The sequence below is a fragment of the Caballeronia sp. GAWG1-5s-s genome (assembly GCF_023631445.1).
GTDB lineage: Bacteria > Pseudomonadota > Gammaproteobacteria > Burkholderiales > Burkholderiaceae > Caballeronia.
This window is the reverse complement of the sequence record NZ_JALQDC010000024.1, coordinates 82,219-106,456: the sequence shown is the minus strand read 5'-3', so window position 1 is coordinate 106,456 and position 24,238 is coordinate 82,219. Positions and strand designations below refer to the sequence as shown.

At 64.6% G+C, this 24,238-nt stretch carries 18 protein-coding genes; 10 read left to right on the top strand and 8 right to left on the bottom strand.

All coding sequences use genetic code 11. The annotated features are described in order from the left end of the window. The first annotated feature begins 240 nt into the window (after positions 1-240). A complete protein-coding gene (locus tag NCR34_RS18300) occupies positions 241-1,095 on the top strand; it encodes an oxidoreductase (RefSeq protein WP_250500819.1) in 855 nt (284 codons plus the stop codon). A 14-nt stretch (positions 1,096-1,109) separates the two neighbouring features. Here the strand turns inward: NCR34_RS18300 and NCR34_RS18295 are convergent, their stop codons facing one another. Continuing rightward, entirely contained in the window at positions 1,110-2,717 is a 1,608-nt protein-coding gene (locus NCR34_RS18295; RefSeq protein ID WP_250500818.1) for a hybrid sensor histidine kinase/response regulator, read from the bottom strand. Continuing rightward, positions 2,707-3,375, bottom strand: coding sequence for an MEDS domain-containing protein (locus NCR34_RS18290; RefSeq protein WP_250500817.1), 669 nt, complete (start codon positions 3,373-3,375; stop codon positions 2,707-2,709). Before NCR34_RS18290 ends, NCR34_RS18295 begins: the two co-directional genes overlap by 11 nt. A gap of 300 nt (positions 3,376-3,675) precedes the next feature. Between NCR34_RS18290 and NCR34_RS18285 the strand changes: the two genes are divergently transcribed. Continuing rightward, on the top strand, positions 3,676-5,028 hold the full coding sequence (locus NCR34_RS18285; RefSeq protein WP_250500816.1) for an MFS transporter: 1,353 nt from the start codon (positions 3,676-3,678) through the stop codon (positions 5,026-5,028). A gap of 47 nt (positions 5,029-5,075) precedes the next feature. Here NCR34_RS18285 and NCR34_RS18280 read toward each other — a convergent pair whose 3' ends face one another. Continuing rightward, positions 5,076-6,140 carry an Ldh family oxidoreductase gene (locus tag NCR34_RS18280; protein ID WP_250500815.1) on the bottom strand — a complete coding sequence of 355 codons (1,065 nt, stop codon included), beginning with the start codon at positions 6,138-6,140 and terminating at the stop codon, positions 5,076-5,078. A gap of 137 nt (positions 6,141-6,277) precedes the next feature. Between NCR34_RS18280 and NCR34_RS18275 the strand changes: the two genes are divergently transcribed. Then, on the top strand, positions 6,278-7,228 hold the full coding sequence (locus NCR34_RS18275; protein ID WP_250500814.1) for a LysR family transcriptional regulator: 951 nt from the start codon (positions 6,278-6,280) through the stop codon (positions 7,226-7,228). 9 nt (positions 7,229-7,237) lie between these two features. Here the strand turns inward: NCR34_RS18275 and NCR34_RS18270 are convergent, their stop codons facing one another. Then, positions 7,238-9,451 carry a family 1 glycosylhydrolase gene (locus tag NCR34_RS18270; RefSeq protein ID WP_250500813.1) on the bottom strand — a complete coding sequence of 738 codons (2,214 nt, stop codon included), beginning with the start codon at positions 9,449-9,451 and terminating at the stop codon, positions 7,238-7,240. A gap of 483 nt (positions 9,452-9,934) precedes the next feature. Here NCR34_RS18270 and NCR34_RS28220 point away from each other — a divergent pair, with 483 nt between their 5' ends. From NCR34_RS28220 to NCR34_RS18255, 3 genes are all read left to right on the top strand, one after another. Then, entirely contained in the window at positions 9,935-10,993 is a 1,059-nt protein-coding gene (locus tag NCR34_RS28220; RefSeq protein WP_250500812.1) for a glycosyltransferase family 1 protein, read from the top strand. After that, positions 10,981-12,204: a UDP-galactopyranose mutase gene (glf, locus tag NCR34_RS18260; RefSeq protein ID WP_284506605.1), complete on the top strand. Its 1,224-nt coding sequence runs from the start codon at positions 10,981-10,983 to the stop codon at positions 12,202-12,204. The genes NCR34_RS28220 and glf overlap by 13 nt, the downstream gene beginning before the upstream one ends. A gap of 266 nt (positions 12,205-12,470) precedes the next feature. Continuing rightward, positions 12,471-13,646 carry a hypothetical protein gene (locus tag NCR34_RS18255; protein WP_250500811.1) on the top strand — a complete coding sequence of 392 codons (1,176 nt, stop codon included), beginning with the start codon at positions 12,471-12,473 and terminating at the stop codon, positions 13,644-13,646. Positions 13,647-13,659: 13 nt separating this feature from the next. On the opposite strand, the gene NCR34_RS18250 is transcribed toward NCR34_RS18255, so the two are convergent. The 3 genes from NCR34_RS18250 to NCR34_RS18240 all read right to left on the bottom strand — a co-directional run bounded on the left by NCR34_RS18250 (position 13,660) and on the right by NCR34_RS18240 (position 19,439). After that, complete coding sequence (locus tag NCR34_RS18250) at positions 13,660-15,960, bottom strand: PAS domain S-box protein (protein ID WP_250500810.1); 2,301 nt, start codon at positions 15,958-15,960, stop codon at positions 13,660-13,662. Between the two features lie 134 nt (positions 15,961-16,094). Further along, positions 16,095-18,494, bottom strand: coding sequence for a hybrid sensor histidine kinase/response regulator (locus NCR34_RS18245; protein WP_250500809.1), 2,400 nt, complete (start codon positions 18,492-18,494; stop codon positions 16,095-16,097). A 117-nt stretch (positions 18,495-18,611) separates the two neighbouring features. Then, complete coding sequence (locus NCR34_RS18240) at positions 18,612-19,439, bottom strand: MetQ/NlpA family lipoprotein (protein WP_250500808.1); 828 nt, start codon at positions 19,437-19,439, stop codon at positions 18,612-18,614. Between the two features lie 203 nt (positions 19,440-19,642). Here NCR34_RS18240 and NCR34_RS18235 point away from each other — a divergent pair, with 203 nt between their 5' ends. Genes NCR34_RS18235 through NCR34_RS18220 form a run of 4 tightly spaced genes read left to right on the top strand, consistent with a single transcriptional unit; the run spans position 19,643 to position 23,419 of the window. Beyond that, entirely contained in the window at positions 19,643-20,617 is a 975-nt protein-coding gene (locus NCR34_RS18235; RefSeq protein ID WP_250500807.1) for a sulfonate ABC transporter substrate-binding protein, read from the top strand. 47 nt (positions 20,618-20,664) lie between these two features. Then, positions 20,665-21,813 (top strand): FMNH2-dependent alkanesulfonate monooxygenase, encoded by a 1,149-nt coding sequence (ssuD, locus tag NCR34_RS18230; RefSeq protein WP_250500806.1) that lies wholly within the window; start codon positions 20,665-20,667, stop codon positions 21,811-21,813. A gap of 8 nt (positions 21,814-21,821) precedes the next feature. After that, positions 21,822-22,616, top strand: coding sequence for an aliphatic sulfonate ABC transporter permease SsuC (ssuC, locus tag NCR34_RS18225; protein WP_250500805.1), 795 nt, complete (start codon positions 21,822-21,824; stop codon positions 22,614-22,616). Beyond that, positions 22,613-23,419 (top strand): ATP-binding cassette domain-containing protein, encoded by an 807-nt coding sequence (locus NCR34_RS18220; protein ID WP_502800104.1) that lies wholly within the window; start codon positions 22,613-22,615, stop codon positions 23,417-23,419. The genes ssuC and NCR34_RS18220 overlap by 4 nt, the downstream gene beginning before the upstream one ends. 14 nt (positions 23,420-23,433) lie before the next feature. On the opposite strand, the gene NCR34_RS18215 is transcribed toward NCR34_RS18220, so the two are convergent. Then, the gene (locus tag NCR34_RS18215; RefSeq protein ID WP_370650736.1) at positions 23,434-24,120 is read right to left on the bottom strand and encodes an NADPH-dependent FMN reductase; all 687 of its coding nucleotides are present in this window, start codon (positions 24,118-24,120) and stop codon (positions 23,434-23,436) included. Positions 24,121-24,238: the final 118 nt, after the last annotated feature.

The following is a 24,238-nucleotide window of genomic DNA, read 5'->3' as shown; positions in this document are numbered from 1 at the left end:
AGACTTCGTTCAGGTTCCATGCGAGCGATCGACCGATCGCATATAGATAGACGTACTAACTATCAAGGAGGCGGACGACATTCCGCCCGGCACGATCCCTGCGACAAACCGCGACCGCCGCTAGAATGAATTCGGCTCTTACCCGACATGCGCGGCGATGAACTTTCGTCGCATGCTCGACTCTTCTGCTGTCGCCACGAACGCTTCCATCGAAACTTTCCATCTGAAAGGAGTCTGGACATGATGAACCGGGACAATCCCGTCTGGCTGATTACCGGCTGTTCAACGGGCTTCGGCCGCGAATTGGCGAACGCGGTGCTCGAACGCGGCTGGCGCGCGGTCGTGACGGCCCGCGATCCGTCGAAGGTGCAGGACATCGTCGAGGGACACGAAGATCGCGCGATCGTCCTGACGCTCGACGTACAGAACCGCGAACAGATCAAGAACGCCGTCGAGCAGACGATGCAACGCTTCGGCCGCATCGACGCTCTGGTAAATAACGCGGGTTACGGCTACCTTGCGGCGATCGAAGAAGGCGAAGACGACGTGGTGCGCGACATGTTCGAAACCAACGTGTTCGGTCTCGTCGATATGACCAAAGCGGTTCTGCCCGTCATGCGGGCGCAGAAGAGCGGCATCGTCATTAACGTATCGTCCATCGGCGGGCTCGCCAGCTTCGCCGCGACAGGCTACTACCACGGCACGAAGTACGCGGTGGAAGGCATATCCGAATCGCTCGCGACGGAACTGAAGCCGCTCGGCATCGACGTGATGATCGTCGAACCCGGCCCGTTCCGAACCAACTGGGCGGGGCCGTCGATCAAGTCCTCGGCGACCGAAATCGCCGACTATGCGGCGACCGCGGGCGAGCGCCGCAAGCAGACAGCGGCTCGTAGCGGCAATCAGGCGGGCGATCCGGTGCGCGCGGCGCACGCCATCATCGAAGCCGCGACTGCCGATACGCCGCCGCTGCGTCTGCTGCTCGGCAAGACCGCGCTGGAACTGGCGCGCAAGAAGCTCGACATGCTCAAGCGCGACTTCGATACGTGGGAAAAGACGACCGTGGGCGCGGATTTCCCCGAGAACGAAGCGTAACGAGCGCGAGCGCGTCAGTCGATGACGCGCAGCGCCTCCGCGAGATCCATGAGCGGCACCGGCTTCACGAAGTGACGCTCGAAGCCGGCGTCCGCCGAGCGCTTGCGGTCTTCTGGCTGGCCATAGCCTGTCAACGCGAAGAGCCGGGGCGCGTCAGCCCCATATTGACGTTGCAGCGCCCTGGCGAGCTCGTAGCCGTCCATGCCCGGCAAGCCGATATCGAGCACGGCGAACGCCGGGCGAAACTCCGCCGCGACTCGGAGTCCGGTCTCCGGCAGGCTCGCCGTCGCCACGTCGAATCCGAGTTCGGTGAGAAACGCTTCCATCGCGAGAAGACCGTCCTCGTTGTCGTCGACGAGCAGCACGCGCACGCCGTTGCCGTCGGGAAGCGAATGCCCATACGGCAACGCGTCCACCGGCGCGAGCGCATGCGGTGCGGTCGGTAGCGTCACGGTGAAAGTGGAACCCTTGCCCGGCCCTTCGCTCGTCGCGGTTACCGTGCCGCCGTGCAGCTCGACGAGATTCTTCACGAGCGCGAGGCCGATGCCCAACCCGCCTTTCGCGCGGTCGATGGTGGTTCGCCCCTGCTCGAAGATGGTGAAAAGGCGGGGCATCAGTTCGTCGCTGATGCCGGCGCCGTTATCGGAAACCGACACGACGATCTCCGTCGCGCGCGTCACGGCTTCGACGCGGATGGCGCCGCCCGCATCCGTGTATTTAGCCGCGTTGTTGAGCAGATTGGCGAAGACCTGCGTGAGCCGCGTGAGGTCCGCGGAGATCAATGCGCCGTCGTCCGTCACGGAGAGCGACAACGTTTGGCCGCGCTGCTCGATCAGCGGGCTCGCGGCCTCGATCGCCCGCGTCAGCACCGACCCGATTCGCACGGGTTCCAGATGCAGCTCGATGGACCCGCGCGTGATGCGGCTTACGTCCAGCAGATCCTCGACGAGCCGCGACAGATGCGATACCTGCCGCTCGATGATGTCGTGGTACTTGTCCGGCGTGCCGCCGCGATGTTTGCGGATGAGGCCGAGCGCGGTCGTGATCGGCGCGAGCGGATTGCGTAGCTCGTGGCCGAGCATGGCGAGGAATTCGTCTTTTGCGCGGCTTGCCGTCTCGCGTTCATGAGCGGCGCGCGCCGCCTGCAAACCCGTGGCCGCGAGCGAGGTCGCCGCGCGGAGAAACGCGAGGTCCGTCACGGAGGGAAACGACGGATCGGCCGAGCCGAACCAGACGCTGCCCTGCGCGGCCGTGTAGCCCATGCTCATGCGCACGAGCCGTTGCGGGCCCGCCGGCGTCGCCTGAAGCACGGCGCGCGGGCTGATGGGCATGCGCCGCCACGCTTCGATCGCGGGCTCCCAGGCAAGACGCGTATCGGCGGTGGCGTCGGCTTCGGACAGACGCAGGCTGTCGAAGGCAGGAGCGTCGGGCAGCAACGGCACGTGCGCGTAGCAAATGTCCAGACGCACGATTCGCTCGACGGCCTCCGTCATCAACTCGATGACCGTGCGGCCGTCGCGCCCGGCCCATAGCGCGGGCAGCGCCAGCAGGCCCATGAGATCGCGCAGGCTGCGCTCCGCGGCTTCCCGCGACAGCGCCTCGATAGCCGCGTCAGCGGTCATGCTCTTCGAGAGAGGCATCCGGACGGACGGGCCGCGCGGATTCGGCGGACCGACGCCGTGCGAGTTCGAGAATCATCTGCGACGGCGGCGTGAAGAAGGGATTCTCCTGCACCACGCCGTTGATGAGCGTCATCGGGTGCGTGCGCAGCAGGTCCATCAGCATCGCGCCGGAGAGCTTCGCCATGTCGTAGACGCAGATGGCGGGCTGGCGGTTGCGAGCGAGCACCTCGTTGACCTCGGCTTCGTATTCGATCAGCTTGGGCGCGGTTTCGATACCCGAGAATATCCAGTCCATGTTCCCCATGATGCGCAGACGCGAGAAGCCCGCGTCGCGGCCGGTCCCCGTCAGATGCTCGACGGCCGCCAGCATCTGGTCTTTGTCGAACACGCCTTCGTCATTCAGATACGCGTCGCCCCAGGGCACGAGTTCGAGCTGGCCGCATGCCTCGCAGTGCGCCACATCGATGCCCGATGCCGTGAGCCGCGCGCGATGGTCAGCGAACAAGGCGGGATCGATGATATGCATGACCTTCTCGCCATTTTCGACCGCCTCCTTGAAGAAGGGATTGAGCGTTGCGTACTCTTCGTCGCGGCTGTCGAAGAACGCGCAGACGTGATACGCGTCGAGCGGCGTACCGGCCAATGTTGGCGGATGCATGAAGTCCTTCTGGTGGGGAATAGGAGGGGGGCGCGGCAATGATACGCTAGACAAGCGGCACCAGTCCGGTTATTCGTCGCGCGCTTGCGACCGTTGTAACGGCGCAAACGCCGGCAATGACGCTTGCCATGCGCGGGTTTGCCCCTAGCGCGCGATAAACAAATGGAATCGGTTCCCGAGGAATTGTGATTGGATTTCTGACGGAGGCCGACTTATCGTGCCTCAGTCCAATGCCGCCTTGCGCGCGTCGGAATCGACACACGGCTTCGCCGACAAAACAAATATCCAGGAGACATACCCATGGAGCAATCCTCCACCGCGCCGCGCGTGCCGGAAACGGACGCGAGCGGCGCCCAGTACGTCGCGTCCGACGACCGCGCTTCGCCGCGAGTCCGGCGCATCCAGCGTACCGCGCTTGCCTTGCTCCTCTTGAGCGGCGTCATCAACTATATCGACCGCGCCACGCTGTCCATCGCGAATCCGTTGATCCGCCACGACCTCGGGCTGTCGGTCGCCGAAATGGGCCTGCTGCTTTCGGCGTTCCTGTGGGCGTATGCGTTCGCGCAACTGCCGGCCGGCGCGCTCGTCGACCGCTTCGGCGCGCGCATCATGCTGGCCGTCAGTCTCGCGACGTGGTCGGTGGCGCAAGCGTTCGGCGGCGTGGTGACGAGCTTCGGCCAGTTCTTCGCCGCGCGCATGGTGCTCGGCATCGGCGAGGCGCCGCAGTTTCCGACGAGCGCGAAGGTCGTGCGCGACTGGTTCGGCAAAAAGGAGCGGGGCGCGGCAACCGGCATCTGGAACAGTTCGTCCACGCTCGGCACCGCGATATCCGCGCCTTTGCTGACGGTGGTGATGTTGGCCGTGGGATGGCGCTGGATGTTCGGCATCATGGGCATTGCCGGACTCGTCGTGGCGCTGTGCTTCTTCCTCGTGCATCGCGATCCGCGTCAAGTCGAACTGACGCAACGCGAACGCGCCTACCTCACGGATGTCGATGGCGAAGTGCAGAGCCGTCCGACGTGGCGCGAATGGCGGCGCCTCTTCGAATTCGGCACGACGTGGGGCATGCTGCTCGGCTTCTTCGGCACGATCTACGTCTTGTGGCTCTACAACGCCTGGTTGCCGACGTATCTGCAGATGGAGTTCCATCTGACCATCTCGAAGTCCGGATGGGTGGCGGCGGTGCCGTATCTCTTCGGCGTGATCGGCTCGCTCTCCGGCGGCAAGATCTGCGACGTGCTCGCCCGGCGCGGCGTATCGGCGGTCAATAGCCGCAAATATCCGATGGCGGCTTCGCTCTTCGGCGTCGCCGTGTTCACGGTGCTGACCGGCCTCACGCACAGCGCGACGCTGGCGGTCGTGTTCATCTCCATCTCGATGCTGCTGCTGTACGTGTCGAGCAGCGCGGCCTGGGCGACGGCTTCGGTGGCCGCGCCTGCGAACTGCACGGCGTCGATCGGCGCGATGCAGAACTTCGGCGGCTACTTCGGCGGCGCGCTGGCGCCGGTGGTGACGGGTTTCATCGTGCAGCAGTCGCACTCGTTCCAGCCCGCGCTTTTCGTTGGAGCCGGCGTGGCGGCCGTCGCGGTGATCGGCTATTGGGTGCTGGTGCGCGGCCCGATTCCGCCGGCCGCGCTGGACGAGCTCGCGTAACGGCAAACCGACAGCAAACCGCCGCGACGCCCGCTCTCGTTGATTCGTTAGCCGGCGAGCGCGGCGGGAAACGCAATCTCATAGCGCCCGGCGCAGGCTTCCAGCGCCGGCGCGATGGTCGGATGCAGCACCACGCCGTCGCGCAACTGGTCGCGCTTCAGACTCAATCCGCGATCGCCCGGCATCCGCACGCTCGACGTTCCCGGGCGCGGCGGATTCTCCCGGCACGCGTCGCCGATCCAGTCCATTTGCCGCTCGAATGCGGCCGGACCGCCGAAAGCCGCGGGATCGTACAGCGAAAGAAACACGGTCGCGCCCCAGCCATCCGGCGGATCGGCCCGGCCGTGACCGGCGAGACCGCCCGTCAGCGCCTCGATCATGAGCGCCAGCCCGAAGCCCTTATGTCCCCACGTCATGCCGCCGACCGGCAGGATGGACCCCGGCGGCTCGGCTGAGAGCACGGCGGGATCGCGGCTCGGGTGTCCTTGCGCATCGAGAAAGCAGGCTTCGTCGAACAGTTCGCCTGCTTTATGGCGGCGCGCGGTCATGCCGTTCGTCACGGTGGATGCCGAAATGTCGATCAGAAACGGCGTGCCCGACGTGGGGATGCCCGCTGCGATCGGGTTCGGCGTGAAGACCGAGCGCGTGCCGCCGTGAGGCGCGACGCTCTGCACCGCCGGATCGGAACTCGCGAGCACGATCATGAATCCGTCCGCCGTGGCTTTCTCCAGATAGCTCGCAAGACAGGCGATGTGGTGGCTGCGCCGGATCACGAGCGTCGCGCCGCCATATTCCTTCGCTCTCGGCGCGAGCGTGTCGATGCCGCTCAGAACCAGCCACGGGCCGGGAAGACGCCGGCCATCCCACAACACGCTGGCGCCGCGGTCCGACACGACCTCCGGTTCGCCGGCGCAGGTCATCGCGCCGTTTTCGATCTCGCGGATATAGCCGGGCAGCAACGCGAGGCCGTGCGTGTCGTGTCCCATCAAGTCGCCGTCGACGAGCGTGCGGGCCACGGCCTGCGCTTTCACGTCTTCCATGCCGGCTTTCGTGAGGAGACGCCGGGCGAAGGCTTGCAGTTCATCTGCGGAGTATCGGACTGGTGTGTTCATCGTGATGGGTCGGGTAAGGGTAAGAGTTCGTGGACTGCGAAGAGCCTCGAATTTTCCGATGCGCTTTCGATAAGCGTCCAATCGCGAATTGAGTAGAATCAATTCCATTCGGTTATGAGTCGGCGCACGTTTACCCTATGTCGCAAGATTCCACGCTCTCCGCTGCCCAGGTGCTCACGAAGCTGCGCTTCCGGCATCTCCAGTTGCTCGAACTGCTAGGGCGCACGCGCAACCTGCGCATTGCGGCCGAACAGATGCACATCACGCAACCGGCGGCGACGAAGATCCTGAGCGACCTCGAAGCGATGTTCGATGCGCCGCTCTTCGAACGCCTGCCGCGCGAAATGCGGCCGACCGATCTCGGCACGCTCTCCGTGCGCTATGCCAGCACGACGCTCTCGAACCTCGGCAAGTTCTCGGGCGAGTTCGCGACGTTGAAGAACGGCGGCTATGGCCATCTCACGGTCGGGTTCATTCCGGCTTCGGCCGCGCAACTCGTCACCGCGGCGATCAAGGAGATCCAGCGCCGACGCCCGCGGCTCATCATCAAGCTGGTGGAGCAAAGCAGCGATCAGCTCGCGGCATGGCTCGAAGAAAGGCGCATCGATGTCATGGTCGGACGCCCCACCGAGGCGCGGCACGAAGCCCTGTTCCATGTGGTCGATCTATTGGCGGAACCGGTGCGCGCGGTCGTCGGGCAGCATCATCCGTTGTTGAAAGATCGGCGCGTGGAGATGACGAGCCTCGGCCAATGGCCGTGGATTCTGTATCCGCAAGGCACCGCGATGCGGCAGCTATTCGAGGAGACGTTCGCGGCGGCCGGCATGGTCGCGCCGGTGGGCATCGTGGAAACGCCTTCCATTTTTTCGACGCTGGAGTTGCTGCAAGCCACCGACATGATCTCGCTTCAGCCGCAGGCCGCGATGGACAAGTACGTGAAGCACGGCCTCCTTGGTTATCTCGATGTGCCGATACGGCGCACCATGTCGAACTACAGCGTCATCACGCGAAAAGACGAGACGACTTCGCAAGCGATGGACGAGTTCGTCGGCATCTTGCTGGGGATCGCCGCGCAGCACTCGCGTTGACATGCCGCGTCATGCGTCGCTTCGCGTCTGCATGGCGAGCCCCGGCTCGCGCTCGCGCACCTGCGCGCGCCAGTGCTCGATGCAGCGTCGAAGCGCATCCTGAAGCGTCGGCAGCACGGCGGCCCTTCGGCTTGCAAGCGCGCGATAAAGAGGCTGCGGCGCGGGCGGATGCATCGACTCGACGTTGCGCGCCTTGATGAGGCTCGTATCGAGACCGGCCAGGCTCGCTGCCTGAACCGCAAATTCGAAGCACGTCACGGCGCCGCGGCTGCTCAAATGCACGATGCCCGACTCGCGATCGATCAACAAATCGAGGCACGCGTGCACGAGGTCGGGCGCATAGGTCGGCGATATCGTCACGTCCTTTATGGCGACGAACGCGCGGTCTTCAGCGAGTGCGTGCAAGGTCGGGGCGAGAAAGTCTTCGCTGTCCCATAGACCGAAGATCGGACCCGTGCGAACGACGAGCGCCTCCGGAAAACGCCTCAACACCTCTCGTTCGGTCTCGACCATGCAACGGCCGAGACGGTCGAGCGGGCTCACGTCGTCCGTTTCGACGTACGGGTGCGTGGCGCGGCCGTCGAACACGCGATCGGACGAGAAGGCGAGATATTCGATTCCCGCCGCGGCGCAAGCGTCGGCCAGCGCGGCGGCTGTCGTCGTCATCGCGCGAAGACGATCGCCCGGACTGCCTCCGGCATCATCGGCATCGGGAGGATCGATTGCATTGACGACGGCCCAAGGCTCGAACGTGCCGATCGCATCGTTGCCGAGCACGTCGTCCGCTGACACGGCGGCGTATCGCAAGTCGCGTTGTGCGCACGTGGTGGCGAAAAGTTGCGCCAGCGCGCCGTCGCCGACGATGAGAATCGGCGCAGGCAAGTGCGTCAGATGACTTTGACGCGCCGGTGCGGCCAGCGTGCCGGATACGTCGAGCACGACCGGCTCGCAGAGAAAGCGGCCCGGACGGCGCCACCATCCTGTGCCATGCAGAACGGGATGATCGTGCGGACGGCCTGCGGCGAGATCGCGCATCAGCGCGGCAACGGCCGTTTCGCGCGGCTCGTGTCCGCGCACGTCGAATGCGCCCGATTCGTAGTAGCCGCGTTCTTCCGTGACGAGGCAGTTCCAGTCGTACGAGCCGAGCAGCGCCCACACCGTTACGGCGCGCACGTCAGCGCCTTCTTCGCGTGCTTCGCTCGCGGCGGTCCATATCTCGTGCAGCCAGCGCAACTGGTCCTGACGCGTCGAGTCGATATGCGCTTCCGTGACCGCGAGCGGCAAGCGATACCGCTGCCACGCTTCGTCGATCACCGTCCGTATGCCCTGCGGCGGATGCGCGAGCGCGCGCGCCGCTTCGATGTCGGCGAGGCGCTGGCCGTACCATTCGCACCGGTACGCCTGCGGATACTGATGCGTCCGGTGATCGAGCCAGCGCTCGCTCGTGATGTAGTAGTTGATGCCGACGATATCCGGTGGGCACGGATTGTCGACGAACCACAGCACGTCTTCTTCCGCGACGCCCGCATCCATGAAGTATCGCCACAGCGCATGTTGCGGCGTCACCTTGCCGCACAGCAGGTCCCACGAAAGCCAGCGCCGCTCGTTGTAAAAGTTGACGAGCCCGGCCATGGCCGGCGTGCCTTGCGTCTTGCCGAGATCGTCGGTTTGCACGAGCTTCGCGTGCGGGTTGACCTTGCGCACTTCGCGCATCGCATGCACCGTCGCCTTGCACTGATTGATCAGCGCCTCGAGATAGGTCCGGTCACTCGTGCCGTGCGGATGCCACACGCCGTACAGCCCGCTGAATCGCGCGGTGGTGTTGGGCTCGTTGACCGGCGTGTAGTACGAAAGCCACGGATAGCGCTCAGCGACCGCTCGTGCGAATTCTGCGAGTCTGCTCGCGAAGTGCGGGTCGAGCAATCCGCCGGGCAGCGGCCCGCTTCCATGATGCAGGAGGCCCGCTATCGGCTCGACGCCCAATGCGCGAAGCGTCGGCAAGCGAGCATCGAGCCATGACCAGTCGGCTTCGTCGATACTCGACGGCGCCGTTCTTTCCCACAGCACCGGATAGCGCAGCGCCCGTATGCCCAGCGACGCGAAGCGCTGGAGATCGTCTTCCCGCGTCGCATGTCCGTTACGGTCTAACTGGCTGAAGAACGTATCCCGCACCCGGTTGACCGTGCATTCCAGTCCTCCCCACAGCACCAGCCGATCATCCATGTCCAGCATCCTGAAAATTAGTACGACGTGAGAGCGTTCCACGACGCATTCAAGCACTCGGTATGCCGTCGCCCTGCGCGCTCAGTGTTTGCCCCGAGCACGCTCGCGCTGGAACAACGATTGCCGCTCATGTCACAGATTTGTCAGCAAGCGCGACGACACGCGCATGAGTGCCTTGCCGGACTCTGCGTGCGGGCCGCCGCGTGCGCGATGCGTAGCGTCACCCGGCTTCAACGCGAGGCGAAAACAGCCGAGCTTCGGATCTCACCGACGCAATGGATGAATGTCCGGGCGGATTTCCGTCCGGCAGTGACTATCGGAGGCGCTCCCTTGCGCGAGACCCAAGCCCGATCAGAACCCGCAGCCGCCAGCGCGGCCGGGTCCGCAGACAGTCCGTCGACGCAAGCTCGCCCGCGCATCTCCATCGCGCGCTCGGGCCTGCCGCGGACGTTTCTTTGCCTCTCGCACCTTCGCTGGAACTTCGTGTATCAGCGACCGCAGCACTTGCTCTCGCGCATCGCGAAGCAGGCGGAAGTGCTCTTCTTCGAAGAGCCTCGACGAACAGATACCGCCACGCCGTTCCTCGACGTTCGGACTACTGATGAAGGCATTCGCGTGCTGACGCCATGCCTTCCGTCCGGATTCACGCAGGAAGAGGACGAGCGCGCGCAACGCGCGCTGCTCGACGCGTATCTGGCGGACACGGGCACATGGGATCTCGGTCTCTGGTACTACTCGCCGATGACGCTCGCTTTTACCGATCATCTCGACGCGAGACTTATCGTCTATGACTGCATGGACGAGCTCTCGGCGTTCAAAAATGCGCCGCCGCAACTCACGGAGCGCGAAACGCGGCTCATGCGCAAGACCGATGTCGTCTTCACGGGTGGCCAGAGCCTCTATGAGTCGAAGCGGCGTTTTCACCATAACGTGCATGCGTTTCCGAGCAGTGTCGATGTCGCGCACTTCGAAAAGGCGCGCGCGCCGCTGTCCGAGCCTGATGACCAGATCCCGATACCGCGCCCGCGTCTCGGCTTCTATGGCGTGCTCGACGAGCGCTTCGACGCTGCGCTGATCGGCGCGCTCGCTGCTGCGAGACCGGACTGGCAGTTCGTCATGCTCGGTCCCGTGGCGAAGATCCAGCCCGCTGATCTACCGCAAGCACCGAACATTCACTATCTCGGCCAGAAGTCCTACGACGACCTGCCGCGCTATCTCGCCGGCTGGGACGTCGCGCTGATGCCTTTTGCGATCAACGAGGCCACGCGCTTTATCAGCCCGACGAAGACGCCGGAATATCTCGCGGCAGGCCGCCCCGTGGTGTCGACGCCGATTGCGGACGTGGTGTCGCGCTACGGCGAGAGCGGCGTGGTTCGCATCGCCGATGACGCGGTCTCGTTCGAGCGCGCGATCGAAAGCGCGCTCAAGGACGGACAGGACCGCGCAGCATTCATCGGCCGCGTCGAAGCGGTGCTGGCCGGAACTTCGTGGGACAACACGTGCGCCGCAATGGTCGCCGAGGTGAAAAAATGCGCATCGTAGAAACGACAGCAAACGGATCGTCAAACTCCGGATCGAGCGGTCATCCGTCACAGACCGATGCGCGCCCGCAGCAACGCAAAGGCTTCGATTATCTGATCGTCGGCGCGGGTTTCGCGGGCAGCGTGATGGCCGAGCGGCTCGCGAGCGAGTACGGCCAGCGCGTGCTGCTCATCGACCGGCGCCCGCATATCGCAGGCAATGCCTATGACGAGTACAACGCCGACGGCATTCTGATTCATCGTTACGGGCCGCATATCTTTCACACGAACGCACGGCGCGTACTGGATTATCTATCGCGATTCACGGCATGGCGCCCGTACCGGCATCGCGTGCTCGCGTCCGTCGACGGCATGCTCGTGCCGGTGCCGATCAACCTGACCACGCTCAATCGCCTCTATTCGCTCGACCTTTCGCCCCAGCAGGCCGAGGCGTTTCTCGCAGCGCGCGCGGAGCCGCTGGCAGAAATAAGGACATCTGAAGATGTGGTAGTGAGCAAGATCGGCCGCGAACTGTACGAGAAGTTTTTTCGCGGATACACCCGCAAGCAATGGGGCATGGACCCGTCGGAACTGGATCGATCGGTGACTTCGCGCGTGCCGGTGCGCACGACGGCCGACGACGGTTACTTCAACGACGAGTATCAGTGCATGCCTCTCGAAGGATATACACGGATGTTCCAGAAGATGCTGGCGCATCCGAACATCAAGGTCATGCTCAATACGGACTATCGCGAGGTCCGCGACGAGGTCTCTTATCGCAAGCTCGTTTATACGGGGCCTATTGACGAGTACTTCGATCATTGTCTCGGGAAACTGCCTTATCGTTCGCTCGCATTCCGGCATGAGACGCTCAATCAGGAGCACTTTCAGTCGCTCGCCGTGGTGAACTATCCGGCCGAGAAAGTGCCTTTCACGCGCATCACGGAGTACAAGTATCTGACGGGCCAACAGCACGCGAAAACGAGCATCACGTACGAGTACCCGAGCGACGAAGGCGACCCTTATTATCCGATTCCACGTCCCGCGAATGCGGAGTTGTTCAAGCGCTACGAGGCACTCGCGGAGGCGCATCCGGAAGTCATCTTCGCGGGCCGGCTCGGAAGCTACCGCTACTACAACATGGATCAGGTGGTGGCTCAGGCGTTGAGCCTCGTCGAGCGCATCGCGACGGCGGAAGGATTCCGGACTCGCGCCGAGGTCGCTACCGTCTGATTCTTGCACGCACTAGGAAGGTATGTTTTACCGTGGTTTTTAGGGTGGTTTTGTCTTGCAGGTAAGCGTCGATTAACACTACACTTTCGCCGCGATGGAATTTCCGGGTATGGCCATCGCGATGGAAGTGAAATCGGCATTCCTTACCGAGGACGATCGAATCGTCGCCTCGAACAGCGACGATGCACCGAGCATCACTGTCTGGCCCGGTGCCAGTCCCACACTGCAATGCGCGGTGCCGGGCATCGATCATTTAACGCAAGACCATGTCGAAGCACGAGCAGGAAATGCTCCTCTTTGTCTCCCTGCAAGGAGCAATCGGGACGCTGGCCGGTTTTATCGGCTATTTCGTCGTCGGGGTCGATGACACCGACGCCATGTTTCGTTTTACCGCCTACATGCTGTGCGACGCGAGCGGCGCAGCACTCTTCGTCTATTTGCTCGGCCCGCGCCTGGGACTCACCGGGCGGCGGCTGATGCGCCTGAGCTTTCTCGTGCCCGGAGCGCTTCTGCTCTGCGGCGGCGACTCCATTCCGGTAATGGCAGCCGTGTACGGCTTCTTTCTCGGACTCACGTGGAGCGCGCGCTACTGGCTCGAAATGAGCGTGCTGACCGACTCCGAACGCGATAGCTATGCCTCGCGCTCCGGCGCGCTCGCCGTTGCGGGCGGCATCATCGCGACGCTCATCGCCACGCTCTGCCTCGCGAAGACGGACAACAGCAGTCACGTGCTGTACGTGGCCTATGGCGTCGTGTGCGTGGTCGCGGGCCTTGCGCTCGGGCGTCACGTGTCCGAAGCGCCGATGGTCCCCGCGACGAATCCGCTCGGCGTCATCGCGCAACCGGAATTCCGCGCGTGTTTGCCGCTCTTTTTCGTCGAGTCGGGGCTGCTCGGCGTCGGCGGCGCGGTCGGGTCGGTCGGCGCGGCCATGTCGCTCGGTTCGGCGAGCGACCTCGGCTGGGTGTCCACCGTCGCGGGACTGGCGGGCGCGGTCGCGTTGTATATGACGCGCAAAAGCCGCGGCGTGCATAACCGCGCGGGCTGGCTCGGCTGGTCGTGCCTCGCCGTCGCCATTTCGTTCGTGCTGCTCGGGTTCAGCGCGTGGCTTCCGGCGCTGTTCGTCGCCCATTCGATCCTTCGCGCGGCTGCGGGGCCGTTCCTCAACGCGAGCGAGCATGTGCTCAATCAACGCGCGCTCGACATTCGCGGCGAACTCGTGGACCGCATCGTCGCGCGAGATCTCGTGATGCTCGTCATGCGCATGGGCTCGCTGCTCGCGTTCTGGTGGCTGTCGAGCGCGATGTCTCCGGCGCATCTGCTCGAACTCGGCTCGGCCGTGCTCGCGCTCGGCGCGATCGCCGAATACCGCGTCGGACAAACGTGGTTCGGCGCCGCCACGCGCGGCCGGACCGCCGGGGCGCTGGACGGCTCGCTCAATTAACGCGCCTTCACGCCTATTGCACGATGCGCGCCGCCAGCCGGTAGCGGTTCCTGCCTTCGCGCTTTGCGTCGTACATGGCGCTGTCGGCGGCGGCGAGCAGCGCATCGGGCGTCGTTCGCGCCCGCGCGTTGCAGACGACGACGCCCACGCTCGTCGCGATCCTCACCTCGATCCCTGCCAGCATGAACGGGCGGTTCATGGCGCTGCAAAGGGCATCGGCGATGCGCGCCGCGGTGGCTTCATCCGCCACGCCGTGACTGACGATCACGAACTCGTCGCCCGCCAGACGGCTCGTGAAATCGCTATGCCGTACCGTCTCCGTGAGCCGGGCGCCGACGAGCCGCAACAACTCGTCGCCCGCTTCGTGACCGTACGCGTCGTTCACCGGCTTGAACTCGTCGAGGTCGAGGAAGAACACCGCGAGCGCCTGCCGCGTGGCGCTGTCGGACGCGATGTTCTGCGAGAGATGCAGCAGCAGCGCGCGCCGGTTCGGCAGGCCGGTAAGCGCGTCGCGCATTGCCTGCGCGCGTAGCTTTCGCTCGGCCTGCCTGCGCGACGTCACGTCCTGCGCCATCATGTAGAAACCGATCACTTCGCGCCCGCGCATGTCGGGCACGAGCGACACGCTCCACGTGCGAGGATCGGCTTCCTGATCCTCCACGTCGTGTTGCAGCCGCTCGCCCGCGAGCGCGCGCTGAAACGAAGGCGCGAGCGTTCGATACATCGCAGCGGGCATCGCCGATTCGACCGGCATGCCGCGCATGGACGCGGTGTCGCGCCCGAGTAGCCGCCGGTAGCCGTCGTTGTTGAACTGATAGCGCAGATCCCGGTCGACGTATGCGATCAGCACGGGCAAGCTGTCCGTGACCTTCTGGATCGCTTCGCGGCTTTCGATAATCTCCGCCTCCACGCGCTTGCGCTCGCTGACGTCCGTGATGAATGCGAAGAGCGTCTCGCCGTCCGGCGTCGCGGCGGTCGAAATGCGCAGCTCGGCCGGGAAGGACTCTCCCGAGCGGCGCTGCGCGGTGACTTCCGTCGCTTTGGACAGGATCGTGGCCACGCCGGTGCGAATGAAGCGGCGCATGCCCGCGTCGTGCGCGGTGCGCCACGCGGGCGGAACGATGGTCTCGGCCATCGGCAGGCCCATGACCTCGTGGCGGCCCCAGCCGAACATGTGCTCGGCCGCGTCGTTCCACTCGGTGATGTTGCCTTCGCGGTCTATCGCGACATACGCGTCCTGCGCGTTGTCGATGACCGCCTGAAGATGCTCGTTCTGCGTGCGCAGCGTCGCTTCGATGGTCTCGCGCCGCGCCACTTCGCCGCGCAGCCGCATGTTGGTCGCGCGCAGTTCGGCCGTGCGCTCGTTCACTTGCTCTTCCAGTGCCGCGCGATGCTCGCGCTGCAGCCGCTCGTTTTGCTTGCGCGCCGCGATGTCCTCGACGATCGCGATGAAATGAAGCGGCTCGCCATTGGCCTGCCGCACGAGCGCGACGTGAAGCTGAACCCACAGGTGGGAGCCGTCGCTGCGCAGATACCGCTTTTCCATCGCGTACGTCGGAATGTGTCCTGCGAGCAGCTCACGCAGGTTCTGCAGATCGCTTTCGAGATCTTCGACGAACGTGATCTCTTGGAACGTCAGCGTCACGAGTTCGTCGGCGCTGTAGCCGAGCATGTCGCAGAGGCGCGCGTTCACTTCGACGAAGCGTCCATCGGGCGCGACGATCGCGGCGCCCGTCGGCGTCTGTTCGAAGATCGTGCGGAATCGCGTTTCCGAGAGGCGTATGGCCTGCGTGTCCGCGTGATGCAGCACGCGCGCCGAATACGTGCTTTCGCGCGACAGCAGTTCGCGCTCGACGATGGCAGCAAGGTCGCGCATGACCGCGGCATCTTCGGGCGACAGCGCGCGCGGCGCCGTATCGATTGCGCACAGCGTGCCGATGGCATGGCCGTCGCTCGAACGCAGCGGCACGCCCGCGTAAAAACGCACGGACGGCGGACCCGCGACGAACGGGTTGTCGGCGAAACGCGGATCGTTGCGCGCATCCTCTACGACCAACATGTCCACTTCGTGCAGCGCGTGCGAGCAGAAAGACACATCGCGCGATGTTTCGCACGCTTCGATGCCGAGCCGCGACTTGAACCATTGCCGATGCTCGTCGACGAGCGACACGAGCGCGATCGGCACGCCGAGCACGCGCGCCAGCACGCGCGTCACGCGATCGAATGCTTCTTCGGCGGGCGTGTCCAGAATGTGCAGACTGTGCAAAACGCGTACGCGTTCGTTTTCGTCGTCGGGCAGGGGAGCTACTTGCATGAAGGGCGCTTTTGAAGCATGAACGCGTACAGTACGGTTCATTCTAACGGGTGCTGCGGGGCGCGCTGTCCGGCCGAAGGACAGCCCAGGGACAGCCCAAGGACAGCACAGGCTGCCCGGGCCAACGGGAACCTTCACTCCTGCCGCTGCCGCGACGCGATTTCGCCAAGCAGCGAGAACAGCTTGCCCACGTCGAGCGGTTTGACGAAGTGGTGATCGAACCCGGCCGACAGCGCCTTTTCTCTGTCTTGCTGCAAGCCGTATCCGGTCACGGCCACGAGAACGGCATCTGCCGTGCGCGGCTGATTCCTCAATAGCGATGCCAGCTGATAGCCGTCCATGTCCGGCAAGCCGATATCGAGAAGACACACGTGCGGTATCCACTGCCCGGTTTCCTGCAAGGCGGTGATGCCGTTCGCGGCCACGCGCACCTCGTTGCCGAGCGTCTCCATCAACATGGCGAGCGTCTCCGAGGCGTCGACATTGTCGTCGACGATCAGCACTCGCAGCCGCGTCAGGAAGGGCGCTTCCCGCGTGTCGTCGGGTTCGATCTTTCTTAGCGTCGTCATCATCTCGGCATGAGGAATACACACGACGAACGTGCTGCCCTTGCCGGGTCCGGCGCTATACGCCCTGACCGTGCCGCCATGCAGCGCGACGAGGCTTCGGACCAGCGCGAGCCCTATGCCGAGTCCTCCTTGCGTGCGGTCGGAACTGCGCTCGGCTTGCGTGAAGAGATCGAACGCGTGCGCGGCAACGTCGGGCGTCATGCCGATGCCGTTGTCCGTGACCGTCACCTTGATGAACTTGCCTTCGATCGCGACGGAGAACTGGATGTCGCCCTTTTCGGGCGTATATTTCGCGGCGTTGTTGAGCAGGTTGACGAAGATCTGCGTCAGCCGCTTCTCGTCGGCGCGAACCAGCGCAGCGGAAGATAGCGTGAGCAGCGACAGCCGATGCCTTTTCCGATCGATGATCGGCCTCACCTGTTCGATGGCGTCGGCCGCTATGCGGTTGGCATCGAGCACTTCCATGTCGAGCTTGATGAGCCCCTGCGTCACGCGCGACACGTCGAGCAGATCGTCGATCAGGCCGGTCATGTGCTTCACTTGCCGCGAGATGATCTCGCACGATTTGCTGACGCGCCGCGCGTCGCTGGGCGCGGCGCGCATCAGTTGCGCGGCGCTTGCTATCGGCGAAAGCGGATTGCGCAGTTCATGCGACAGCATCGCGAGGAACTCATCCTTGCGCTTGTCTGCAAGGCGCAGTTCCTCTTCCGCCTTGATACGGTCCGTGATGTCGAGTTGAGCGACGACCGCGCCGACCACGGCGCCATGCTCGTCGCGGATCGGCGCGCCGGTGCTCAGTAGCGTGCGCCGATTCGGTGGATCATCGAAGCTCTCGATCGACACGATGTCCGTCGTCGGTCCGATGCCCTTGAGCACGCGCGCAATCGTCCAGTCGTGCGCGTTCAGCATCTGCCCGTGCTTGTCGGAATGATCGGCCCAGCGTCCTTTCCATTGCGCGAAATCGTCGATAGTCGCGGGACGCGGATGTGCTTCGCCCCATAGCTGCACGAAAGAGCGATTCACGCGCTCGATGCCGCCATGCTGATCGCATACGACGATGCCGATAGGCGCCGCTTCCAGCACGGCGTCGAGGCGGCGCGTCGCGTCCAGTGCCTCGCGCGCCGCGGCGCGCGCGCTTTGCTCGCTCGCGAGAAGACGCTCCTCGCTCTTGCGCTGCTCGGTGATATTGGAGAAGAGCACCCCGACCTGATTCGGCATCGACGCGTCGGGGCGGAACGCATAGATGTCGAACCAGCGGTCCAGCTTCGACGCCCTCACCTGAACGTGAATCGGCACGCCGTTCTTCGCAACCGAGCCGTAGATTTCGAAGAAATGCCGGTCGTGTCCGGGCACGAGTTCCGACATGTTCCTGCCCACGGCGTTCACCACGCTGGTCTGCGCTTCGAACGCGGGGTTCGTCGCGAGGAACCGGTAGTCGACGGGTTCGCCTCGATCATCGAATGCCATCTCCACGACGCAAAAGCCCTGATTGATCGCGTCGAACAGAGTGCGGAACCGTTGTTCGCTTGCGGCCAGCGCTCTTTGTGTCAGATGCGCGGCCGTGACATCCGTGGTCGTGTGCGAGACGCAGATCAGCGTGCCTTCCGCGTTGAAGATCGGCGTGTTGACCGCGCTCCAGAAGCGTTCCTCGTAGCGCATGCTGCCGTCTTCGGCGCTCACCCACAGCGGAAAGCGCTGTAGCGGCATGTGATCGGCGCGGCAGCTTTCTCTCGCCCGCGCGATGGATTGGCGCAACGCTTCGACACCCGTATCGTTCGGATCGGATTCGTTATGAGGAAAGATGTCGAAGAGACTCTTGCCCACCATGTCCTCGCGACGCAGCGTCGAGACCTTCAGGAAGGCATCGTTGACCGCGAGGACGATAGCCTCGGGCGTGGGAGAGAGCAGGTAGCTGCCGACAGGGGCGGTGTTGAATATTTCTTCGAATAATGATGGCGAAGCCATAGGCAGGGTGACGCACGATAGGCTGCGTCGTTTTTTGCTTGGACGAACCTTAGTCCTCGCAACGTCCGTGCCGGCCCCTGATATGCGCGGCCGCGGGCGGAGCGGCCGCGCATGCGATCAATGCTGCGGCGCGCCCTCCCATGCCGGCAGTGTCGCCCCGTGATACACGGCGAGAATGGTCGACGCGACATTCGCCTGCTGATAGCTCTCGACGAGCGTCTTGGCCCACGGCGCCTGAGCGTCCTTCGCATTCACCGCGATGAAGTTGCGATACGGATTGCCCGGCACTTTCTCCTGCGCAATGCGCTCCTTCGGAATCTGAATGCCCGCCTTGATCGCCCAGTCGGTGTTGACGACCGCGGCATCCAGATCGCCGATGGCGCGCCCGACGATGCCCGCATCGAGTTCCTTGATCTGTACGTGCTTCGGGTTGTCCGCAATGTCGCGAGCGGTCGGCAAGAGACCGACGTTATCGCGCAGCTTGATGACGCCGTTCGCCTGCAACAGCAGAAGCGCGCGGCCTTCGTTGCTCGGATCGTTGGGTACGCCGATCGCCGCGTTCTGCGGCAAGTCCGCGACTGACTTCACCTTGCGCGAATAGAGACCAATGGGCTGCACATACGTGAAACCGACAGGCACGATCGCATAGTGACGTGCCTGAATCTGCGCGTCGAGATACGGCTTGTGCTGGAATGAGTTGGCGTCGAGATCGTGTTGCGCGAGCGCCTCGTTGGGCTGCGTGTAGTCGGAGAAGGTCGTGACCTTCACCGTGATGCCGTGCTTCGCTGCGTTGGCCGCGACCGTGCGCCAGACATCCTCGTCCTCGCCCGACATGATGCCGACGCGGACCGTCTGGCCAGCAGCCTGAACCGGTTGCAAACCTGCCACGCCCCATGCGAGCAGAACCGAGAAGAGAGCGGATTTGAATGGCGTGAAAGTCTTCATATAAGCGACGTCGTCAGTGGAAAGAGACGTGATGCTAGGGGCGCGCATACGTCGCCGCAAACAATATCGAACGCTATGCATATTGCGCGCGCACGCTGCAATGCTTATCACGATTTCTCGCTTAGGCCGCGCGGCGAGCGTTGTTACGATGACCGGGAATGCGGCATCGACGATGCCATCGCTCATCGCCCGAGGAACCCCGAATGTCATATGAAAACGCGCCGCCGTCATCGACTCGCAGACGCGCGCTCGTCACGCTTGCCGCGCTGGGCGCGAGCGCGCTTGCACCAAATGCCGCCCGTGCCGACGATGCCGGCAAGACCCTGCGAATCGGCTATCAGAAATACGGCAACTTCGTCGTGCTTAGAGCGCGCGGCACGCTAGAAAAGCGCCTCGCGCCGCAAGGCGTCACGGTGCAATGGCTCGAGTTTCCGGCCGGGCCGCAACTGCTGGAAGGACTCAATGCCGGCGCCGTCGATATCGGCACGGTCGGCGAGACGCCGCCCATCTTCGCGCAGGCCGCAGGCGTCGATTTCGTCTATGTCGGCAGCGAGCCGCCCGCGCCGCGCGCCGAAGCTATCGTCGTGCCGAAAGATTCGAACATCCGCTCGGTCGCGCAAATGCGCGGCAAGAAAATCGCGCTGAACAAGGGCTCGAATGTGCATTACCTCTTCGTCGAGGCGCTCAAGAAAGCGGGGCTCTCATACGCGGACGTTCAGCCGGTCTATCTCGCGCCCGCCGATGCGCGCGCGGCCTTCGTGCAGGGCAGCGTCGATGCGTGGGTGATCTGGGACCCGTATCTCGCCGCTATCGAGCGCCAGGCGAACGCGCGGCAACTCGCAGACGGCACCGGGCTCGTGCGCAACATCCAGTACTACGTCGCGACGCGCAAGCTCGCCGCCGGCCAGCCGCAGATCGTGCGCGCAGTGCTGGAAGAACTCGATCATGTCGATCGCTGGGCGCGCGACAACGTACCGGCCGTCGCGGCGCAACTGTCGCCGCTTGTCGGGCTGGACGCAGCGACGATCGAGCACGCGTTGCAGCGCACGGCGTACGGCATCGAAGCCATATCGCCCGCCACGCTCGCGTATCAGCAGCAGATTGCCGATACGTTCACCAATCTTCGGCTGATCCCGAAGAAGCTCGACGTGACCGAGGCGCGCTGGAACGTCGCGTAATACGATTCGCGGTACTAACGAACCTCCAATACGAGAAACGCCCTAGCATGAATGTCTTCTGGTTCATTCCGACTCACGGCGACAGCCGCTATCTGGGCACGTCGCAAGGCGCGCGTGCCGCCGACTACGATTACTTCCGCCAGATCGCCGTCGCCGCCGACACGCTCGGCTACGAAGGCGTGCTGCTGCCGACGGGCCGCTCGTGCGAGGACGCGTGGGTGGTCGCATCGAGCCTCATTCCCGCGACGCGCCGCCTCAAGTTCCTGGTCGCGATCCGGCCGGGCCTCAGTTCACCGGGACTCTCCGCGCGCATGGCGTCCACGTTCGACCGGCTTTCGAACGGGCGCCTGCTCATCAACGTCGTCACAGGCGGCGATCCGAACGAACTCGCCGGCGACGGCGTCTTCGAAAGCCACGACACGCGCTATGAAATCACCGATGAGTTTCTGAGCATCTGGCGCGGCCTGCTGGAAAGCTCGCACGAGAAGGGCAGTTTCGACTTCGCGGGCAAGCATCTGCGCACGGAAGGCGGCAAGGTGCTGTATCCGCCTGTGCAGCGACCGCATCCGCCGTTGTGGTTCGGCGGATCGTCGGCGGCGGCGCACGAAATCGCGGCGAAGCATATCGACACGTATCTCACGTGGGGCGAACCGCCCGCCGAAGTCGAGAAGAAGCTCGCCGACATTCGCCGCCGCGCCGAGGCGCAGGGGCGCAGCATCCGCTTCGGCATTCGCCTGCATGTGATCGTGCGCGAAACGGAAGCCGAAGCCTGGGCCGATGCGGACAAGCTCATCAGCAAGCTCGACGACGAGACCATCCAGCGCGCGCAGGCGCAGTTCTCGAAGATGGACTCCGAAGGGCAGCGGCGCATGGCCGCGCTGCATGGCGGCAAGCGCGACAAGCTGGAGGTCTATCCGCATCTGTGGGCGGGCGTCGGGCTCGTGCGCGGCGGCGCGGGCACCGCGCTTGTCGGCAATCCGCAGCAGGTCGCCGGGCTGATGAAGCAATACGCCGAACTCGGGATCGAGACGTTCATCCTGTCCGGTTACCCGCATCTGGAGGAGTCGTATCGCTTCGCGGAGCTCGTGTTCCCGCTGCTGCCGCGCACGCAGAAGGCGTCCGCATCAGGGCCGCTGTCGGGGCCGTTCGGCGAAGTGATCGGCACGTCGGAGTTGCCGAAGGCCGCGCAGGGGTGAGGTCCGCAATGAAGCGAAACGAAACGCTGCGACGTGCCGGCGCGCGCGTCTTGCCCTGGATCGTCCCGTTGCTGATTCTGCTCGCGTGGGAGGCGGCCGCGCGCTCGGGCGGCCTGTCGGCGCGCGTGTTGCCCGAACCGCTCGCGGTCGCGAAGGCCGCGTGGTCGGTGTGGCAGTCGGGCGAATTGTGGGCCGACGTGAAAATCAGCGCGTGGCGCGCGTTCGCCGGCTTCGCGGTCGGCGGCGGCATCGGCTTCGTGCTCGGGCTCGCGACGGGCCTCTTTCGACCCGCCGAGATTCTGCTCGATTCGACCGTGCAAATGATCCGCAACATCCCCGCGCTCGCGATGATCCCGCTCCTGATTCTCTGGTTCGGCATCGGTGAAGAGGCGAAGCTCGTGCTCGTCGCGCTCGGCGTGTTTTTCCCGGTGTACGTGAACACGTATCACGGCATTCGTTCCGTGGACCGCGATCTGATCGAGATGTCTCGCAGCTATGGCCTCTCGGGCTTCGCGCTGTATCGACATGTGATTTTGCCCGGCGCGTTGCCGTCCATTCTCGTCGGCGTGCGCTTCGCGCTCGGCCTGATGTGGGTGATGCTGATCGTCGCGGAGACCATCTCGGCGCAATCGGGCATCGGCTACATGACGATGAACGCGCGCGAGTTCATGCAAACGGACGTGGTCGTGCTCGGCATTCTGCTGTACGCAGCGCTCGGCAAGCTCGCGGACATGGCCGCCCGCGCCATCGAACGCGCCAGCCTGCGCTGGCATCCCGCTTATCAACACGAGGCGCAGTCGTGACTCTGATTTCTCTCGATACCCTGGATCTTCAAAGGCCCGCATCGCGCGCCGCGGAGCCGCTCGCCCGAACGCCTGCGAGCCGCGATGTCGCCGTGTCGCTGCGCGGCGTCGAGAAGCGCTTCGGCGAGCGTCGCGTGCTGGCTGACCTCGACTTCTCGATCGAGCGCGGCAGTTTCGTGTCGATCGTCGGTCGGAGCGGCTGCGGCAAGTCCACCTTGCTGCGGCTCATTGCAGGGCTCGACGAAGCCTCGGGCGGCGTGGTCGAGCGCCATGCCGCGACGCCCGGCGGCGAGTTGCAGATTCGCATCATGTTTCAGGATGCGCGACTCTTGCCGTGGAAAAGCGTGCTCGACAACGTGATGATCGGCCTGCCGCGTGACAGACGCAATCGGCGCGAAGAAGCTCGCGCGACGCTCGCCGAAGTGGGTTTGTCCGAACGCGAGAAGGAGTGGCCGACGCGACTCTCGGGTGGTCAGCGGCAGCGGGTGGCGCTGGCGCGCGCGCTGGTGCATCGCCCGGATTTGCTGTTGCTCGATGAACCGCTCGGCGCGCTCGACGCGTTGACGCGCATCGAGATGCAGGGCTTGATCGAGCGGTTGCGGCGCGAGCACGGATTCACCGCGCTGCTCGTCACGCATGACGTGCAGGAAGCCGTCTCGCTCGGCGATCGCATCGTGCTGATCGAAGAGGGGCGTATCACGCTGGATACGCCAGTGTCGTTGCCGCGGCCGCGTTCGCGCACCGCGAAAGAGTTCGCCGAACTCGAAGAACGCGTGCTGTCGCGCGTGCTGCGTCCGACTTGAGTCCCATCGTGGCGCTAGCTCTGCGCCACCGCCACCTTGTTCTCCACGACATGCCACGCGTCCGGCCGATGCGCGCCGAACGCGTGCGCGAAACTCGCGGCCTGCTGACCGACCGTGCGAAGCTGCGCGACGACCTTCGGGTCCGAGCAGGTATCGGCCGACTCGAAGCGCGTCTCCAGCGTGTTGACCGCCGCGCCGAACGGCGTCGGCCAGCCGCGCAGCGCATGCACGATGGAGCGCAACGACGTCAGCACGGTGCCCGCGGCCTGCCAGCCATACGCGGTGACGATGCTGCCGACCGCGCGGCCGTCGAGATACGGACGCTCGTCGGAGCGCAGTTCTTCGAGCGTATCGAGCGCGTTCTTCACGAGACCCGAAATGCCGCCGTGATAGCCGGGCGTGGCGATGACGAGCGCATCGGCGGCGCGCACGGCTTCGATGAGTTCGTGCTGCTCGTCGGTGAGCACGCGCGATTCGGGCGCATAGTGCGGCAAGCTATGCAGGAACGCGCCGCCGAACAACTGCACGCTCGCGCCGGATTCTTGCGCGCCCTTGAGCGCGAAAGCGAGGGCGCGTTCTGTCGATGACGCAGGCCGCGTCGTGCCGCCGATTCCGACCACGAGCGGACGGCGCGATGTTTCGGTTCGGGTCAAGTTCGATGCTCCTTCAATGTGAACGGTGCGAACCGTCGGACCGATCATCATAGCCAGCGGTCGGGCGCTCTGGAACGCATCATTTTCGCTAAGGATATGCACGGTTGTGCGAGGCTTGGGGGCGCTGTTCCCGAGCGCTGGGCGAGCGGCTGCCGCGCGCGGGATG